Annotated in this window: 14 protein-coding genes and 1 tRNA gene; 5 read left to right on the top strand and 10 right to left on the bottom strand. The window is 55.5% G+C overall.

The genetic code is table 11. The features are described 5' to 3' along the window. Positions 1-81: 81 nt before the first annotated feature. The 7 genes from ACK4IR_RS01505 to ACK4IR_RS01475 all read right to left on the bottom strand — a co-directional run bounded on the left by ACK4IR_RS01505 (position 82) and on the right by ACK4IR_RS01475 (position 9,541). On the bottom strand, positions 82-879 hold the full coding sequence (locus ACK4IR_RS01505) for a TatD family hydrolase (RefSeq protein ID WP_409871642.1): 798 nt from the start codon (positions 877-879) through the stop codon (positions 82-84). Positions 880-884: 5 nt separating this feature from the next. Beyond that, complete coding sequence (rpsT, locus tag ACK4IR_RS01500) at positions 885-1,181, bottom strand: 30S ribosomal protein S20 (RefSeq protein ID WP_409871639.1); 297 nt, start codon at positions 1,179-1,181, stop codon at positions 885-887. 42 nt (positions 1,182-1,223) lie between these two features. After that, positions 1,224-1,985 carry a nickel pincer cofactor biosynthesis protein LarB gene (gene larB / locus ACK4IR_RS01495; RefSeq protein WP_409871637.1) on the bottom strand — a complete coding sequence of 254 codons (762 nt, stop codon included), beginning with the start codon at positions 1,983-1,985 and terminating at the stop codon, positions 1,224-1,226. Further along, complete coding sequence (locus ACK4IR_RS01490) at positions 1,986-3,437, bottom strand: site-2 protease family protein (RefSeq protein WP_409871634.1); 1,452 nt, start codon at positions 3,435-3,437, stop codon at positions 1,986-1,988. Positions 3,438-3,462: 25 nt separating this feature from the next. Next, positions 3,463-5,391 carry a molecular chaperone HtpG gene (gene htpG, locus ACK4IR_RS01485; RefSeq protein WP_409871631.1) on the bottom strand — a complete coding sequence of 643 codons (1,929 nt, stop codon included), beginning with the start codon at positions 5,389-5,391 and terminating at the stop codon, positions 3,463-3,465. Positions 5,392-5,428: 37 nt separating this feature from the next. Next, the gene (gene hemW / locus ACK4IR_RS01480) at positions 5,429-6,628 is read right to left on the bottom strand and encodes a radical SAM family heme chaperone HemW (RefSeq protein ID WP_409871630.1); all 1,200 of its coding nucleotides are present in this window, start codon (positions 6,626-6,628) and stop codon (positions 5,429-5,431) included. 69 nt (positions 6,629-6,697) lie between these two features. Beyond that, a complete protein-coding gene (locus ACK4IR_RS01475; RefSeq protein ID WP_409871627.1) occupies positions 6,698-9,541 on the bottom strand; it encodes a UPF0182 family protein in 2,844 nt (947 codons plus the stop codon). Between the two features lie 102 nt (positions 9,542-9,643). On the opposite strand from ACK4IR_RS01475, the gene ACK4IR_RS01470 reads away from it, so the two are divergent. After that, the gene (locus tag ACK4IR_RS01470) at positions 9,644-10,183 is read left to right on the top strand and encodes a peroxiredoxin (protein ID WP_409871624.1); all 540 of its coding nucleotides are present in this window, start codon (positions 9,644-9,646) and stop codon (positions 10,181-10,183) included. Between the two features lie 4 nt (positions 10,184-10,187). Here ACK4IR_RS01470 and ACK4IR_RS01465 read toward each other — a convergent pair whose 3' ends face one another. After that, the gene (locus tag ACK4IR_RS01465; RefSeq protein ID WP_409871622.1) at positions 10,188-11,033 is read right to left on the bottom strand and encodes a tetratricopeptide repeat protein; all 846 of its coding nucleotides are present in this window, start codon (positions 11,031-11,033) and stop codon (positions 10,188-10,190) included. 122 nt (positions 11,034-11,155) lie between these two features. Between ACK4IR_RS01465 and ACK4IR_RS01460 the strand changes: the two genes are divergently transcribed. From ACK4IR_RS01460 to ACK4IR_RS01450, 3 genes are all read left to right on the top strand, one after another. Further along, positions 11,156-11,383, top strand: coding sequence for a hypothetical protein (locus ACK4IR_RS01460; RefSeq protein WP_409871619.1), 228 nt, complete (start codon positions 11,156-11,158; stop codon positions 11,381-11,383). A gap of 12 nt (positions 11,384-11,395) precedes the next feature. Next, complete coding sequence (locus ACK4IR_RS01455; protein ID WP_409871616.1) at positions 11,396-12,421, top strand: ABC transporter permease; 1,026 nt, start codon at positions 11,396-11,398, stop codon at positions 12,419-12,421. Between the two features lie 66 nt (positions 12,422-12,487). Further along, positions 12,488-12,925 carry a peroxiredoxin gene (locus ACK4IR_RS01450; RefSeq protein ID WP_409871613.1) on the top strand — a complete coding sequence of 146 codons (438 nt, stop codon included), beginning with the start codon at positions 12,488-12,490 and terminating at the stop codon, positions 12,923-12,925. A gap of 69 nt (positions 12,926-12,994) precedes the next feature. Here the strand turns inward: ACK4IR_RS01450 and ACK4IR_RS01445 are convergent. Then, a tRNA-Ser gene (locus ACK4IR_RS01445) sits at positions 12,995-13,081 on the bottom strand. 475 nt (positions 13,082-13,556) lie between these two features. On the opposite strand from ACK4IR_RS01445, the gene ACK4IR_RS01440 reads away from it, so the two are divergent. Beyond that, the gene (locus ACK4IR_RS01440) at positions 13,557-14,690 is read left to right on the top strand and encodes an energy transducer TonB (RefSeq protein ID WP_409871610.1); all 1,134 of its coding nucleotides are present in this window, start codon (positions 13,557-13,559) and stop codon (positions 14,688-14,690) included. On the opposite strand, the gene ACK4IR_RS01435 is transcribed toward ACK4IR_RS01440, so the two are convergent. Continuing rightward, on the bottom strand, positions 14,626-16,560 hold the full coding sequence (locus tag ACK4IR_RS01435; protein WP_409871607.1) for an ABC1 kinase family protein: 1,935 nt from the start codon (positions 16,558-16,560) through the stop codon (positions 14,626-14,628). The genes ACK4IR_RS01440 and ACK4IR_RS01435 overlap by 65 nt on opposite strands. Between the last annotated feature and the right edge of the window lie 13 nt (positions 16,561-16,573).

Below are 16,573 nucleotides of genomic sequence, written 5' to 3'. Positions count from 1 at the left end.
TACAGCCCCATCCTAGGATGCTCAAAGCGATAGACCGGCAAATACGCTAGATTTTTTAAGGTTGATTAGATTCGGCCAATGTTATGGGGTCAGTTCGGCAGGCAGGGGCAAGCGAAAGAGCCGACAGGCGTTCAGGGTTGTCTGCCGTTCTAATTCTAGGAGGTCACACCGGCGCAGGCGGGCGACGGCTTCGGCCACAAAGCGCACATAGCTGGGTTCGTTGCGTTTTTCGCCCCGTTTGGGCACAGGGGCAAGGAAGGGGCAATCCGTTTCCAACAGCAGGCGATCGCCGGGCACCAGTTGTGCCGAGGCGTGGATTTGTTTGGCGTTCTTGAACGTGACGGTGCCGCTAAAACTAATAAAAAGGCCAAGGTCGAGGAACCACTCGGTTTCGGCGGGGGTACCGCCCCAGCAGTGCATCACCCCTTGAATGCGCCCGCGATCGCGCACAAACTGCTGAACCAAATCCCGTGCCGCTGCTGCTGCCTCCCGACAGTGGATAATCACCGGCAGATTCAAGCTGTGGGCGACCTCCAACTGGGCCCAAAAGGCGGCTTCCTGGTCTTCGCGGTTGGTGGCTTTGTAAAAATCTAAACCTGTTTCACCAATGGCAACCACCTTGGGATCAGCGGCGGCTAGGGTGGCAATTTTCTCTTTGAGATCGGGCTGCCACTGGGCCGTATCTAGGGGATGGAGACCCACGGCCATAAAGAGTTCGGGAAACTGCGCTGCAAGGCGTTGGATGGTGGGAAACTCATTGGGTTCGACGCAGGAATGAACCAGCCGCACCACTCCCGCCGCTCGCCAGCGATCGGCTACCGCCTCCAGATCGGGCACATACTCTGGAAAGTTCAGATGGACGTGGGTATCCACCAACATGGGGATTAGACAGCGGGTTGCAGTGTTTTGTTGAGGATACGGGTCAGCCGCGCTTTACGACGGGCACCGGTGTTGCGATGAAGCACCCCGCGCTTTACGGCTTTGTCAATTTTGCTGTAGGCCAAGCTCATTCGGCGGTGCACTTCGGCAAGCTTTTCTGGCGTTGGCTCGGCGCTGTACTCACTGACAGCATTGAGGAAGTTTTTAATCAGCGTTCGCACTGCTGAGCGATAGGCTTTGTTGCGCAGGCGGTTGCGCTCAGCAATTTGGGCACGTTTAGCGGCAGATTTGATGTTAGCCACAGGTCACCTGATAATCTATCACACGTTAAGAACAAATAACCATTATAACCGCTGGCTGAGCGATCGCAACATCTTGGCTGCCAGCATGGCAGCACCAAAGCCATTGTCAATATTGACGACGCCAATGCCGGGAGCACAGGAGTTGAGCATTGTCAGCAGCGCTGCTAAGCCGCCAAAGTTTGCGCCATAGCCAATACTCGTGGGCACTGCAATCACGGGCACCGAGACCAGTCCTGCCACTACGCTGGGAAGTGCCCCCTCCATACCCGCAACCACAATGAGCACCGCCATCTCCTCTAGGCGATCGCGCACACTCAGCAGCCGATGAATCCCGGCCACGCCCACATCCCAAAACCGTTCAACGCCAAATCCTGAAAGCTGCAACGTCACTGCTGCCTCCTCGGCCACGGGCAGATCCGCCGTCCCTGCACAGACAATACCAACCCGGGCAGAAAAGCGGGGGGGCAAAATTGGAGCGGTACTGCAAATGCGGGCTTTCTCAAAATAGTGCAGCCCCCCAAGGCGCGATCGCACCGCTTCAAAGACCTCTGGGGCAATGCGCGTGGCCATCACACAGGGATAGTGGAGACGCATCCGCTCTAGAATCTCGGCAATCTGATCGGCTGTCTTACCGGGTCCCCAAATCACTTCTGGAAAGCCGGTGCGCTGCTGCCGCTGGTGGTCAATCCGGGCAAAGTCGCCAATGGGTTCGTAGCAAAGGTGTTGCAGTTGGCGATAGGCGGTCTCGACACTCAGTTGCCCTTGGGCGATCGCCGTCAAAATTTGCCGCAGGGAATCGGCCATTTAGCCTCCAATGCCTAACCGACCGGCCAGCCCCGGCGCCATGGGGATTAAGGTAGCTGCCATCAGGAACAAAAGCAGCAATCCCAAACCGGCACGGGTATCATCGGGTTCTGTAATCTCATCGAGACTGGGCTGATCCACATCCCGCTGCAACAGCAGAATCACCAATGCCCAATACAGAGCCAAGGGATTGACGATCGCCACCAAGCCCAAGACCACAAGGGTAATAACCGTGAGGCGTTTGGCGGTTTTGGTGCCGTAAATCCCCTGAATAATCCGCCCCCCATCCAGTTGCCCCGCCGGCATCAGGTTCAAGGCGGTCATGATCAAGCCTAGCCAGCCCAGAATGACAAAGGGATGCACCATTACCACTTCACTGTGCAACTGCGCACCCAAAAAGAGCTTGGCGATCGTCCCCACCAAAATCGAGCCTTGGAAAAAGATGGTCGGCACCTCCCAGCCCTGCGTTGTCGGCGAGAGGATCAGGCCAATGCCCAACAACAGGAGGGAAACACTCCCGCCGGCGATCGCCCCTGCGGCTCCAATGTCAAAGAGTTGACTGCGATTGGCAAGGAAGGATTCAATGCGGGTCATGGCACCAAAAGTCCCCAACTGCCAGGCCGGCAAAAAGAGGGGTGGTCCCAAGCGGGCTTGATAGCGCTTGGCCATTAGGCGGTGCCCCCCTTCCCGGATAGCGGCAATGCCGAACAGACCCAAGGCAAAGGGGAGCGATCGCTGGAAAAGGCCGGTGCTGGGATTCCCCAGGAGGCTAAATCCCTGCAAGATGGCACTGGTCTCGAGACAGGTTCCAAGGGTGGCCACCGCCAAGAAAACCGCCGCCAGCTTCTGAAGGGTGCCTGAGCGAATCGGCTCGGCCGTTATCGGCAGGATCACAACCATCGGCTTGCCCTCACTATTGGCCACCATAAAGAGGCGATAGCGATCGGGCAAGGCGGCCTGGAGCCGTTCGGTAAGTTGCTGGTGCACCGCTTTGGCCTCCCCCCGCAGATTCCCCGGGCAGATGACCCCCCCCTTGTAGGGAAGGTAGTCGGTGGCAAAATAGGTGTCCACACTGAAGATGCTTTGAATAGCTTGCAGGTCTTCAGCGGGAAGGGTTGGCTTTTCGGTAGGCGGGGCTGGGGTGGTCTGCTCCAGTTCAGAACGGCCGGAGGGGGCAGAGGGTAGGGGCAGTTCTGCGGTGGCCGCCAGCGATCGCAACCAACGGCCAAGGGCCACATAGGCCACAATGGAGACCACCAGCCCAAAGAGCACGGCAGCAAAGTTAATCCCAATCCCAAAGCTGAGGCTGCCAAAAACCACCAGCCACGGGAGCATCAGGACAAGGGTTTGCAGCCAAGCCACAATCCCCAGCTTGCCGTAGGGCAGGTTGCGGTACAGTCCCCACGCCAGTAGGGCGATCGCGCCCGCCAATAGAGCCACCGTAATAACCATGCGTTACCTCCCACCTCTGCAAACGTTAGCGCGTGGCCATACTTGTCAGTTGGGTTAGGATTTGACCGGCCCGCTCCGTAAATTGCTGCATGCCGTCGGCATCAAAGCCCCGCTGCGACATTAAGGCCAAATCATAGATATGCTGACACAGCTTTTCCACCAATGCACCGGTTTCTGAGGTGCCACCGGTTTGAATAATCGTGCCTTGGTTGAGCTTGAGCAGATTCTCCACCAAGGGATGAGCCGTATTCACCACCAAGGTATGTTCCTCCGGCAACTGCACCGTGGGTTGCTGCTGCATCATGGCCATCATTTCCCGCATCCGCCGACTGGTTTCCGGCAATAGGATCATTGCCGGCGGCGCATCGGCCTTGAGGGCTTCGGTGCGAATGGTCATTTTTGGCTTTTTCAGCACCGATTCGAAGAGCGCCTTGATCTGCTCGCTGCGGGTCTTCTTCGTGGTGGGATCCACCAGTTCGCTCCCCTTGCTTTTGTCAATGAGGGTTTCATCCAGTTCGGCATCCACCCGCAGAAACTTGACATCGCTGTAGTTCTGCTCCAGCCACGGCACAAAGTGGGTATCAATAAAGCTGTCCATAAACAGGACTTCAATCCCTTGGCTCTTGAGCAGTTGCACGTAGGTGGCTTGACCCACCTCATCGGTGCAGTAATAGACGCGATTGCCCTGGCGGGCTTTGTTGCGCTCGAGGTACTCCTTGAGGGTGGTGTAGGTTTGGCCATCCACACAAATGCCGCCCTCACTGACCCAAGGGTCATCTTTCTCTTTGGGGGTTAACTCGGCGGTCGTGCGGTAGATGAGAATGTCCTCCACCTGTTTTTTGAACTTCTCATCGTTGATCGAGCCGAATTTGACGAAGGTGCCCAAATCTTGCCAAGAGCGCACGTAGGCTGTCGGGTCTTCATGGTAGAGTTCTTTGAGGCGATCGCCCACTTTTTTGGCAATGTAGTCGGCAATTTTGCGCACGGTGCGATCGTTTTGCAGGAAACTGCGGGACACATTCAAGGGAATGTCGCTACTGTCAATCACCCCCCGCAGGGGCAGCAGAAAGCGGGGAATAATCTCTTCGCAGTTATCGCTGACAAAAACTTGGTTGCAGTAGAGCTTAATTTGCCCCTTGGTGACATCAATATCCGGGCGGAGTTTGGGAAAATAAAGAATCCCATTCACCACAAAGGGGTAGTCGGTATTGAGGTGCACCCACAGCAGTGGGTCTTCTTGGAAGGGATAGAGATAGCGATAAAACTCTAAATAGTCCTCTTTGCTGAGACTGTTGGGGGCACTCTTCCAAGGGGCAAATTGCCTGTTGATTTGCTCACCTTCGAGCTTAATGGGCACGGGCAGGAAGTCACAGTACTTGCGGATGAGTTCACGGATGCGCCCCGGCTCTAGATACTCCAATTCACCGTCTTGCAGGGTCAGGGTGACGGTTGTGCCCACACTGGTGCGCTGGCCATCGGAGAGGGTAAATTCGATAGAGCCATCACAGGTCCAGTGCACGGGAACGGCACCTTCGCGGTAGGAGAGGGTATCAATTTCCACGCGATCGGCCACCATAAAGGCGGAGTAAAACCCCAAACCAAAGTGGCCAATAATGGCATTTTCCCCTTCCCCTTTGTATTTCTGAACAAATTCCTCGGCACTGGAGAAGGCCACTTGGGTGATGTATTTTTTGACTTCCTCGGCGGTCATGCCAATGCCGTTGTCAGCGATCGCCAGCGTTTTGTTTTCTTTGTCAATTGTGATTGTTACTTCAGGGTGATCCACATCGCCGCTATATTCCCCAGAGCGTGCCACCATGCGTAGTTTTTGAATGGCATCCACGGCGTTGGAGACCAGTTCCCGCAGGAAAATCTCATGGTCGGAGTAGAGCCACTTTTTAATGATTGGAAAAATGTTCTCAGTGTGAATTGAGATGGTTCCCTGTTCCAACATGATGTTTTCCGTGAGTGTGTGCTTGGTCAGACAACCTCTAGTGTATCGGTACGCCCTGCCCTTCCTGTTGGCGGAAAACCGATCCCTCCAGTGCTTCCCAGAGGGCGACAATCACATGATTGGCCAGGAGGAATCCTTCCGGCTGCCTTAGGTAGAGGCGATCGCCCGTCATACCAAGCATCTTGGGAGACACTTTTGCGGCGGCTGCCTGTAATGCTTCAACCCACGACGGAGGAAATTCAGCCGCCAAAGCAGTTAAACAGAGGCCGTCTTTGAGGCGCAAGCCCAGCATCAGGGTTTCCAACCAGCGATCCCACAGGGAATCGGCACTCACTTGGTTCAGACCTGCGGGTAACGTTTGCAGCCATTGATAGTATTCACGGCGGGTACGCGGACGGCTGAGACGGCGATGCCCCAGATAACTGGTGGCTCCCATGCCAAAGCCATAGTAGGGTTGATTGCGCCAATAGACTTGATTGTGACGACAGGCAAACCCCGCTCGGGCATAGTTAGAAATTTCGTAGTGATCGTAGCCCGCAGCGGTCAACATTTTGTGGCCAAGGCGATAGGCGGCGGCGGCCTGCGCTTGGGTGGGGAGGGGGGCAGCTTCCGGTTGGTAGCGTTTGCTAAAGACGGTCTTTGGCTCGATGATCAGGTCATAGATCGAGAGATGGGGGGGGTTGAGGGCGATCGCCCGTTCTAGGGAGACTTGCCAATGCGCCAAGGATTGGTGCGGCAGGCCTGAAATTAGATCCATGCTCCAGTTTGCAACTCCTGCCTGTCGGATCATCTCAACGGCGCGTTCAACCTCGGCAACGGTGTGACTCCGGCCACAGAGCTGCAATAGCGCATCGTCAAAGGCCTGTACGCCCAAACTAATGCGATTCACGCCCAGCCCGAGATAGCCCTGCAATTGTTCTAAGTCAAACGTCCCTGGATCCATTTCCATGGAAATTTCTGCCCCTAGGGCAATCCCAATCCGGCGATCGAGGGCTTCCAGCAGTTGGCCAATGAATTGGGGCGGGACTAGGGAAGGTGTGCCCCCACCCAAAAAGATGGTTTCGAGGGGTAGCGGGTCAGCAGGAGTTTGGGCAATTTCTTGACACAGCGCAGCCACATACTCTTGAATCAACGATTCTGCCAACGTCGGGGAATCCCCCACCACCGTAATCGGAAAGTCACAGTAGAAGCAGCGGCGCCGACAGAAGGGCAGATGGATGTAGGCAGATGTAGTCATTCTTAACTGCTTTGTATCGTTTAGTTTTGGAGCTATGAAGGTTGACTAACAGATTTAAGGACTTTGGCACTATTGGGAAAAGAGCTGTTCGAGAGCCTCTTCGAGGGTAGGAGCCATCACAATCCGTTGATTATCCATGACGATGACCCGTGCCAAGGTGGGCAGTCGATTTTGATCAGCTTCCAAGTAAATGGGTTCGACATAGAGGAGCGATCGCTCGATGGGGATAATCAGGAGATTGCCCTGCACCGATCTTGACCCTTGGCGATTCCAGAGGGAAATTTGCTGGGAAATAACTGGATCTTGATTAATCCGCGCCTCCATTTGCTCAGGCCCAAAGACCAGTTCTTGCTTGGGAAAAACGTACAGCAGGAGCTTGCCATAGTGTTGGCCATCGGAGCGGGCTGCCAGCCAACCAATCAGGTTGGGGCGATTCACGGGCGTAAAAGGCACAAGAAGAATAAACTCCTCCGTCGCGCCGATGGGCAGCTTGGTAATCAAATAGTAGGGGGCCACGGCTTGGGGTTTTTCGCGGTAGATCTCCTTGGGAATTTGCCAGAGATCTTCGCGGTTATAAAAGACCACAGGATCGGTCATGTGGTATTTCAGGAGTTGCTCCGACTGCACCTGTAGCAGATCGACGGGATAGCGAATGTGGCGATAAAGGCGAGGGGGCATGGCACTGAGGGGCCGAAAAAGGGTGGGAAAAATCCGCTGCCACGTGCGGATCATGACATCCTCGGGTTCGACTACGTAGAAGGTGACATCGCCGTTGTAGGCGTCCACCACCACTTTGACGGAGTTGCGAATGTAGTTAAACGGGTGCGCCCCCGGATCGCTGTAGGGGTAGTAGCGACTAACGGTGTAGGCATCAATGATCCAGTAGAGGTAGCTGACCCCCGCCGTGCTCGGGCTAGTGGCTATGTCTTGTTCAGAGCGGGGATCGGCCACCACCAGATAGGGTTCACTGTCCAAGCGCAGGAAGGGGGCGATCGCCCGCACCCGATCCTGAATCAATCGCCGAAAAAGCACCCGTGAGTCGGGGCGCAAATTGGGGGTTAGCAGCAATTGCCAATCCCGAAAATAGACGCTATAAACTAGGCGGCGCCACCAGCCGGTAATGGGCACGCCCCCGCTACCGTCGTAGTGGTTATAGACATTTTCAGCCCCCCGCGGAAAATCGAGTTCGGGAACCTTGGAAGGGGCAAAAATGTAGGTGTTGGTGAGTTCACCGTAATAGATGCGGGGATAGAAAAAGGGAATACTCTCGCGAATCTGCGGCGGATTGACCAGTAGCTCGCCCGTATCGCCAATATCCCGCACAAAGTACTTGGGCAAACCGTTGGCTTCGGCGGTATTCACAGGACTCATGGTGAAGCCGTAGCCGTGGGTAAACACAAGGTGCTCGTTAATCCACGTGCGGGCAAACTGCTGCACTGCCCCGTAGTCCACTTCGCGGGCGGCAATCAGGACTTGGCGAATTTCGGATCGGTCTTGCTGCGGCGATAGCTTCAGAGAGTAGCGATCCAAGAAGGCAGCGGGAAACCGATAGTAGGAGCGCAGTTGTTGCAGTTGCCGGTTGGTTTCAAGAAGGGGGCGAGTATCCCAAAGGCGAATGTTGCGGGTGGTGGCCGCATTGGCAGCAATGATCTCGGCGTTGAGATTATTTTCCGGCTGGAAGGGTTCCACCCGCATTTTTTCGAGGTTAAAGCCTTCGCGGGTGTGGGTAATGGTGCGCTGAATGTAGGGCAGTTCCCGTTGCAGTTGGTTGGGTTGAACAATCACTGCTTCCATAGCGGTCGGCAGCAGCCAATCTGCAATCAGGATGACCATCAGATAGCCCAATGTAAAGCCGAAAAGGCCGGGGGCAATTGGCCCCAACCGCCGCTGCCCTTCGCCGCCCTGTCGAATTGCCGAGCCAGCCAGTAAGCAGGCAACAGCAAGGGCCGAGGCCGAGAGCCAACCGTAGAGGGGTAAGCGCACGGTGACATCGGTATAGCCTGCACCAAACGCCACTCCCTGGGTGGAATAAAGCAGCTTGTAGCGCTCCAGCCAGAAGCTAAAGGCCACCGTCGCAAAGACAAAGGCACTCAAGCCCTGTAAATGCCGCCGTTGCGATCGCCCGAAGCCGAGGAATTTGCCATGACTGAGACTGTCATTGGCAAGGAGATAGCCCAAGGCCGTTCCCGCTAGGCCAACAATACTGAGGTTGACCCACCATAGCCGCAACAATTCCCACAGCGGCAGGTGAAAGAGGTAAAAGCTAATGGAATGGTGAAAGAGCGGTTCTGTGTGGGGGTCGCTGACCGCAAAGCCTCCCTTGAGAACGACCGGCCAACTTAGGCTGGCGATCGCCCCCATGGCGAGGCTCAAGAGAATGCCTATCCCCTGAAAGAGGCGCACGGGCAACCACAACCCCAGTACCAACGCCCCCAGACTGGGCAGCAATAACCAAGGATTCTGCACGATTTGCAGCGAGAGTTCCGCCACTCGCCAAACACTCAATTGCGGCAACAGAGGGCTGTTAAAGGTAATTTCTGAGCGCTGCTGCCAGAGTTGTAGGGCGATCGCCCCAATGTGATACGTGGCAACAATCAGCAGCCAAGTTAAACCGCCGGCACACCCCAACAGCCGCCATAGCCCCAGCCCCCGATAGGTACTCTGTGCCCTCAGGCTTGGATCGAGGGTTAGCGTGCGCTGCCGCAGGAGCCAGTGTTGCTGCCGGCCATAGAAGAGTGCCGATACCCCCGCAACCGTGAGAAATAGCAAAGCTTGGATACTCCAGCGCCGCCAGGCCACCTCCAAATAGCCCAGTTGATGAAACCAGAGGCTTTCGGCAATCCAGTGGCACAACCCCACCCCCAAGGCGATCGCCAGCCCCAGCCAGCACAGCCGGCGCAACCAACGGGGCATGACTTGTCCAAAAGGCAGCGACGGCATCAACCTCGCAAAATCGTGAAAACTGCGGTACAGTGCAGCTAGATGCTTTCCTAAGGCCAGTGTAGCGATTTAACCATGTTCTTGCGCTCACTACTTGTTGCCCTTTTGAGTTTGATTCTGTTCCTCAGCCCATCAGCTTCTAGTTTGGCTCTGGGAGGTGAACTGCCGCCCCTCAATGCCCCGGCACCGGACTTTTCCCTTCCCAGCAGTGTGGATGGTCAGCCCATCTCCCTCAAGGATTATCGCGGCAAGTGGGTGGTGTTGTACTTTTACCCCAAGGACTTTACCTCTGGCTGCACCCTCGAAGCCCGGCGCTTCCAACGGGACATCGAGCAATTCCATGCCCACAATGCTGAAGTCATCGGCGTCAGTGCCGACTCGGTGGACTCCCACGCCGATTTCTGTGACAGTGAAGGGCTGACTTTTCCCCTCCTCTCTGACCCCGATGGCCAAGTCAGCAAGGCCTATGGCTCTTGGCTAGGCTTTGTCTCGCTGCGCCACACCTTCCTCATTGATCCTGAAGGCATCCTACGGGAGCGCTATCTGAAAGTGAACCCGGCCACCCACAGCCAAGAGGTATTGACCCGCCTCCAGGAACTGCAACAGCAAGTTTAGGCCTCTATTGCTGCGGTGAGGGAGCAGAAGTCGCCGGCGATTCATTTTGTACCTGCTGAGCCGCTTGCTGGATGGCATCTTTATACTTAGCAGGGGCAAGTTCCACGGCTTTGGCATAGAGGGGGGCTGCTTCAGTCTTTTTGCCCTGTTCCGTGAGTGCCATTGCTTGGGCAAGAACGGGACGAAAATCATTGGGGTTCTCTTTGCCGAGGTTTTGGAAGAGAGCCAGCGCCTCATCGTAGCGTTTTTGAGCCACATAGACATCGCCAAGGAGGAGTTGCACAGCCGTGACATCCACGCTCCCCGGTTGCACTTTGTTGGCCTGCTCTGCCCCTTTGAGGGTCTCTTCAATCAGACCAATAGCGGCTTGGGGACGATTTTCCTTGAGGTAGAGATCCACCAAGGCCCGCAGGGCATTGAGGTTCCCCGGCGATTTGGCAAGAACCCCCTGAAAGGTTTGGGCAGCCCCCTCGCGATCGCCCGTTTGTTGTTGCGCTTGCCCTAGGAGAATCGCATAGTCTGTTTGTTCAGGGCGCTGCGCCGCCAACCGCCGCAGGGGGTCAATGACACTGGTCATTTCTGCTTTGCCCAGTTGAATTAGTTGCAGCCGCGTCAGGACTAGGCCCTCCAGTGCCGTGGCATTGTTGGGTTCGCGCTCCAATACCAGTTGATAGCCCTTTTCTTGGGCTTGCAGTTCGGCAATTTTATCCCCGGCGGCGGGAGCGGCCACAGGTCTAGGGGTGGCTTGGGGGGCTGTAAAGGCACTGGTGAGCAGGGGCATCACAGAGAGGGCAATAAAGGGAATCATCCCCAACACCAGCACTAAAAGGGTGATCCATTTCTTGCGCATTCTGCCTCCTACCCAATACTTCCATGGCCAGTACGATTCTAGCCTAGGGGGTAGGGCAATCATTGGCAATTCCGCCGTGGCCTGCCCTTGCTAAAATTTGAAGGATTCCTCGGAGAGCTGCCATGAGTGAACTAACGCCAGAAACCATCAACTGTGCCGAGGCCTGTGTCAATGGCTGTGTCCTTGGCGATCGCTGTCCTAACCGCGAGTACATTGCTGCCGCCACCAAGTTTATGAATGATACGCCCCTCGATCAAATCCTGCAAATTGCCGCCGATAGTTATCCCAAACGGCTTTTAGCTTCGATTGAGCGCGATCGCCGGCGGGCAGCACATCCCCCTCAAGAATAACCAGGCAACTAAATGTCTCGCCTGCGGGCATTGCAGGGATACCTGCTCCTGCGGCTTTTACTGGCGCCGCTGATGCTGTGGACAATTGTCACCGTTGTCTTTTTGCTGCTGCGAGCCACGCCGGGAGATCCCGTGGATGCGATTTTAGGCCCCCGTGCGCCGGCAGCGGTTAAAGAGGCCTTACGAGAACAATTGGGCTTGGCGCAACCCCTGTGGCAGCAGTACTTGAACTACTTAGAGCAACTCCTGCGATTTGATCTGGGAACCTCCCTCACCAGTCAAGGGGAAGCCGTCACGAAGATCATTGCTAAGCATTTTCCTGCAACGGCAGAATTAAGCCTCGCCGCTCTGGCGATCGCCTTTGGCTTGGGTGTGCTCATTGGCAGTTGGGCTGCGGTCAAGTCTGGAACCGCTTGGGATATTGGGGGGCGTCTCTTTGGCATCATTACCTATGCCTTGCCCCTCTTTTGGTTGGGCATGCTGCTGCAACTGCTCTTTGCCGTGAACTTGCGTTGGCTTCCCTTGGGCACCCGCTACCCCATCACCGAAACACCCCCCCAAGGCCCCACAGGGCTGTATGTGCTGGATGCGCTCCTCAACGGCAATCTCCACCAACTCACCACTGCCTTTACCCATTTGCTGCTGCCGGCTTGTACGCTGGCGATCGTCCTCAGCGGTATCTTTGAGCGCATTGTGCGGGTAAATCTCAAGCAAACCCTCGTGGCAGAGTATGTGGTAGCGGCTCGTGCCCGTGGCATTCCTGAGCATCGGATTCTGATTCACTATGCCCTCAAGAACGCCTTAATTCCGGTGATCACAGTTCTGGGTCTGACCCTTGCCAGCCTCTTGGGAGGAGCGGTCTTGACGGAAGTGACCTTCTCTTGGCCGGGACTCGGACAGCGACTCTACGAAGCCATTGCCCTGCGGGACTATCCCACCGTCCAAGGGATTGTGGTTTTCTTTGCCGTGATTGTAGTGGCCGCCAGTATTCTCATTGATGTGCTCAATGCCTGGATTGACCCTCGTATCCACTACTAACTTTTTGGCACCTACCGATAGAATAAAGAAGACGTAACAAATCTTAACGTTAGGAGGTTATCCGTCATGGCTCTAGCCGTTGGTACACCCGCCCCGCCCTTTACCGCCAAGGACACCCATGGCAATACCGTTTCCCTGAGTGACTTCAAAGGCAAAACGGTAGTGCTCTATTTCTATCCCAAGGATGACACCCCTGGCTGCACCAAGGAGGCCTGTAGCTTTCGCGACAACTATGCCGCCTATCAGGAGAAGGCTATTGTGGTTCTGGGGGTAAGCGCCGATGATGAAACCTCACACCAAAAATTCACCGAAAAATTTAACCTTCCTTTCCCCTTGCTGGCGGATGTGGATCGGTCCATTATCAAAGCCTACGACGTAGATGGCGGTGGCTACGCCAAGCGCGTCACCTATGTAATTGACGGCAACGGTATCATTTCCCATGTCTATACCAACGTGAAAACCGATACCCATGCCACTGACATTTTGGCGGATCTCGGCTTATAGGTCACGCTAAAAAGTCATAATTTGGGTTAGGCGGCTGGAGACGTTCTGGCTGCCTTTTTCTTGATTCAACGGAGAGAGAGGGATTCGAACCCTCGGTGGCATCACTGCCACACTCGATTTCAAGTCGAGCGCATTCGACCACTCTGCCATCTCTCCTAGCATCCTATATTGTAACCTCAGCTAGGATAAGGTAAAACCAAGCCCCAAAGAGTTGCTGCCGGAAATACGCTTATGAGTTTTAGTCCAGAGTACCTAATGACAACAGAAGCTTTACCCCATAACCAGAAAAGGATGGACGGCTATTTTGGCGATTTTTTTGGCCTGATGCGGAAAGCACTTGTTGCTGGAGGCTCAGAGCTAGGGTTGGGGATGACGCTTTTTTTCCCTAGCAGCCAGTATTCGTGCTACTCGCATCATTGAAATTGGCCGTTTTAAGGGTTTTTCAACAGAAATTTCCATAGATTCTCAATCGCCCACCGCTGCCGATACAGTTCAGCCACTTCTTCAATATATTGGCATCAAGCCATATTAGGACGGGATTATTCGTTTATCGTAGCAAGTCTTGCTTGGCATTAGGGAGAATCAGCCGAGATACAATCGTCGTGGGTATTCAGGGGTGTGGAGTTCTTGTATGCTGCGGCTACCAATTCAACCCATTTGGCAAAGGGTTTCCCAGTGGCCAGTGTGGGAGCCAACACGACTAGCGATCGCCAGCTCAATTCTTCTGCACGCCGTTATCCTTGCTTTTGGGCGGGTTCCGGAACCGACGCCGCCAGAGTTAGCCGATGATCAACTGGTGCCCCTGGTCAACCTTTCGCCGGCACTCGAAGCAGAGTTACCGTCTATCGAACCGCTGTTGCCCACGGAATTGCCGCCCCTTGCCACGACTACGCCACCGCCTCTGCCGTTTGCGGGCATTGAGCCACCCCCTGTTTCCTTTGCCCCCTTGGCACCACTGCCCCCCTTGCCGCCGCTGACGGAACTGCCACCACTCCCGAATCCAATTCCCCTTCAGCCGTTGCCCTCCCCATGGCAATTGCCCCCGCCCGCCCGCCCCTTACCCGTGATCCCGACAACTCCGAATGAAGATGTTGCTGTTGCCCCGGAACTGGCCTCACCGACGCCTACACCTGAATCCACTCCTGAAGAACCCGCAGCAACCACAGAGGGTGAAGCCGCCGCAGCGTTATCCCGTTGGTTTAATCAAACGCGATTGACCCTCAACACCGGCAATTTGCAAGTAAATTTGGCGCAGCGGATTACCGACTTTTATCCCCAAGAGGCCTGTGGCGATCGCCTGCAAGGGGAAACAACAGTTGCGCTAGTGGTCACACCCCAAGGGCAATTGCTTGCGGTCAATGCCGCTCCCGAAACCGGCCTGCTCAGCCGCAATCCCCAGATTATTCGCAGCAGTGGCTCTGCGCTTCTCGATCAAGCGGCGCTAGAACGGGTACGTCAGCAGTCCTTTGAGGCCACAGGGCAGTATCAAGCCTTAGCGATCACCTTTGCCTTTGAGTATCGTCCAGAGGTATGCCGTGCTCAGCCACCTGCAAACACGCCCCCCGAACGGCCGAGTACACCGTCTCCCGTTGTCCCACCAAAGCCAAAACCGCAGGCCAGCCCCACCCCTGCCACCCAACCTGCCCCCGCCCAAACACCTTCCCCCGCCGAAGCGACGCCACTGCTGCCGTCCCCAGAGCCTAGCGGGACAAACTCGTCGTCTGAAGAGGCGGCGGAGAATCCGCCAGCAACATCTCCCGAATAAAGCGGGCGATCGCCCGTTGCAGCAGTCCGCTGACAATGCGCTGACCCATCTGCTGTAGCTCCGGGCGCACGATAATTTTCAAAATTGCCGGGATGACCTTGCCCCAGTCAAAGCCGGGGGTATCTTGCAAGATACTGAAGATGCGGCGCAAATGCTCTAGGGCATTGGGTTCACTGATGATATTGGAACTCGCCGTTGTCGGTACTGGACGGGTTACTAGGGGTAACAGTTGTACCAAGTTCCATTGCCCCATCGTTGTCCGTGCCCAACTATCGAGGCTCTTGACAATTTCATCCGCTAGGCGATCGCGATACTCGGCGCCCCGCTCCGAAAAGAGAAAATCCAAAGCCTGCTCCAGCACCACATTAAAGTCATAGTCACGGCTCTCCCGGGCATTGCGCAGCAGATTTTCTAAGCGCGTCCAGCGAAATTGGCCGTCCTTCAGAAGCAGGTTTGTGAGACTCCTGCGCAGCTCCGGAGCCGGGTCGGTCAGCAGGCGCTTGGCAATGTAGGGATAGGCAGCACTGAGAACCTTAAAGTTGGGGTCAACGCCCATGGCAATCCCCTCCATGGTCAAAAGCGATCGCACGATCAGGGCATAGTAGGCGGGCACCTGAAAAGGATACTCATACATCACCTCTGACAGGCGATCGAAAATGCGCTGGATATTCAGTTCCGAGACACTCGCCCCCAAGGCATCCTCAAAGACCAAGGCCAACGCCGGAATAATGGGTTCCAGATCTGTATCTGGCGTCAGGAAGCCCAAACGAACATAATCGTAAGCAAGGCTTTCATACTCCCGATTCACAATGTGGACAATGGCATTCAGCAAGCCATAGCGCTGCTCTGGGGCAATCTCACTCATCATACCAAAGTCGAGATAGGCCAATTTGCCGCTGGGCATGGCCAACAGATTCCCCGGATGCGGATCTGCATGGAAAAACCCATGTTCGAGCAACTGCCTTAGGGAGCACTGCACCCCCACATAGACCATGTAGCGCGGATCAATGCCCAAGGCCTGAATTTGCTGCGGTTGGTTGAGTTTGACCCCCGTCACCCACTCCATGGTCAGTACCCGCCGCCGGGTATATTTCCAGTAGATTTTGGGAATATAGACATCGGTGAGGTGGCCATAGAGGCGGGCAAAGCGTTCGGCATTCCGTGCCTCTTGGGTATAGTCCATTTCCTCAAAGAGGCGAGCGGCAAATTCATCGAGAATGGCCACTAAGTCACTGCGAATCTCCTTGATCAGGCGTTTTGCCCAATAGGCCACCCCGCGCAAAATGTAAATGTCTAAGGTAATACTTTCTGCCAAGCCGGGGCGCTGTACTTTAACGGCCACCTCTTCGCCGCTGTGGAGTTTGCCGCGATACACCTGTCCTAAGGAAGCAGCGGCAATGGGATGATCACTCAATTCGGCAAAGAGTTCCGCCGGCGGTGCTCCTAATTCCTCCTCGATAAACTGAAAGGCCACTTCGTTGGGAAAGGGGGGCAACTGATCCTGGAGTTTTGTCAATTCCTCCAAATATACCGCCGGCAACAAATCCGGCCGGGTGGAGAGGGCTTGTCCCACTTTGATATAGGCAGGACCAAGGCGGGTTAGGGTTTCCCGCAGGGCGATCGCCCGCCGAAGCTGATTTTGTTTACTTTGGCCGGTGATCCTGTCCCACCAGCGGTTAAAAAGGAGCCAAAACACCGGCCAGAGAATCCGCAACCAGCGACTTAAGACCAGCAAAGGCCGCCGCCGATAATAGGCCTCAATGGCAATGGGGTCATAGGGTTGAAAAGTATCGGCTTCCTCGGAAACGGTTTCAGCAGTAATTGCAATCTCGTGGGGCGCAGCATCGCTGGGGACAATTGCCGTATTCATGGGCAGTCGCGCA

This window comes from Thermosynechococcus sp. (assembly GCF_046299635.1).
Lineage (GTDB): Bacteria > Cyanobacteriota > Cyanobacteriia > Thermosynechococcales > Thermosynechococcaceae > Thermosynechococcus.
The sequence above is the reverse complement of the archived record's forward strand: the minus strand, read 5'-3'. Positions and strand labels throughout refer to the sequence as shown.

Bases quoted from the DNA above. Each gene is read 5' to 3' on its own strand.
- ACK4IR_RS01505 (WP_409871642.1), bottom strand. From the start codon at position 879: ATGTTGGTGGATACCCACGTCCATCTGAACTTTCCAGAGTATGTGCCC.
- larB (WP_409871637.1), bottom strand. From the start codon at position 1,985: ATGGCCGATTCCCTGCGGCAAATTTTGACGGCGATCGCCCAAGGGCAA.
- ACK4IR_RS01490 (WP_409871634.1), bottom strand. From the start codon at position 3,437: ATGGTTATTACGGTGGCTCTATTGGCGGGCGCGATCGCCCTACTGGCG.
- htpG (WP_409871631.1), bottom strand. From the start codon at position 5,391: ATGTTGGAACAGGGAACCATCTCAATTCACACTGAGAACATTTTTCCA.
- hemW (WP_409871630.1), bottom strand. From the start codon at position 6,628: ATGACTACATCTGCCTACATCCATCTGCCCTTCTGTCGGCGCCGCTGC.
- ACK4IR_RS01475 (WP_409871627.1), bottom strand. From the start codon at position 9,541: ATGCCCCGTTGGTTGCGCCGGCTGTGCTGGCTGGGGCTGGCGATCGCC.
- ACK4IR_RS01470 (WP_409871624.1), top strand. From the start codon at position 9,644: ATGTTCTTGCGCTCACTACTTGTTGCCCTTTTGAGTTTGATTCTGTTC.
- ACK4IR_RS01465 (WP_409871622.1), bottom strand. From the start codon at position 11,033: ATGCGCAAGAAATGGATCACCCTTTTAGTGCTGGTGTTGGGGATGATT.
- ACK4IR_RS01460 (WP_409871619.1), top strand. From the start codon at position 11,156: ATGAGTGAACTAACGCCAGAAACCATCAACTGTGCCGAGGCCTGTGTC.
- ACK4IR_RS01455 (WP_409871616.1), top strand. From the start codon at position 11,396: ATGTCTCGCCTGCGGGCATTGCAGGGATACCTGCTCCTGCGGCTTTTA.
- ACK4IR_RS01450 (WP_409871613.1), top strand. From the start codon at position 12,488: ATGGCTCTAGCCGTTGGTACACCCGCCCCGCCCTTTACCGCCAAGGAC.
- ACK4IR_RS01440 (WP_409871610.1), top strand. From the start codon at position 13,557: ATGCTGCGGCTACCAATTCAACCCATTTGGCAAAGGGTTTCCCAGTGG.
- ACK4IR_RS01435 (WP_409871607.1), bottom strand. From the start codon at position 16,560: ATGAATACGGCAATTGTCCCCAGCGATGCTGCGCCCCACGAGATTGCA.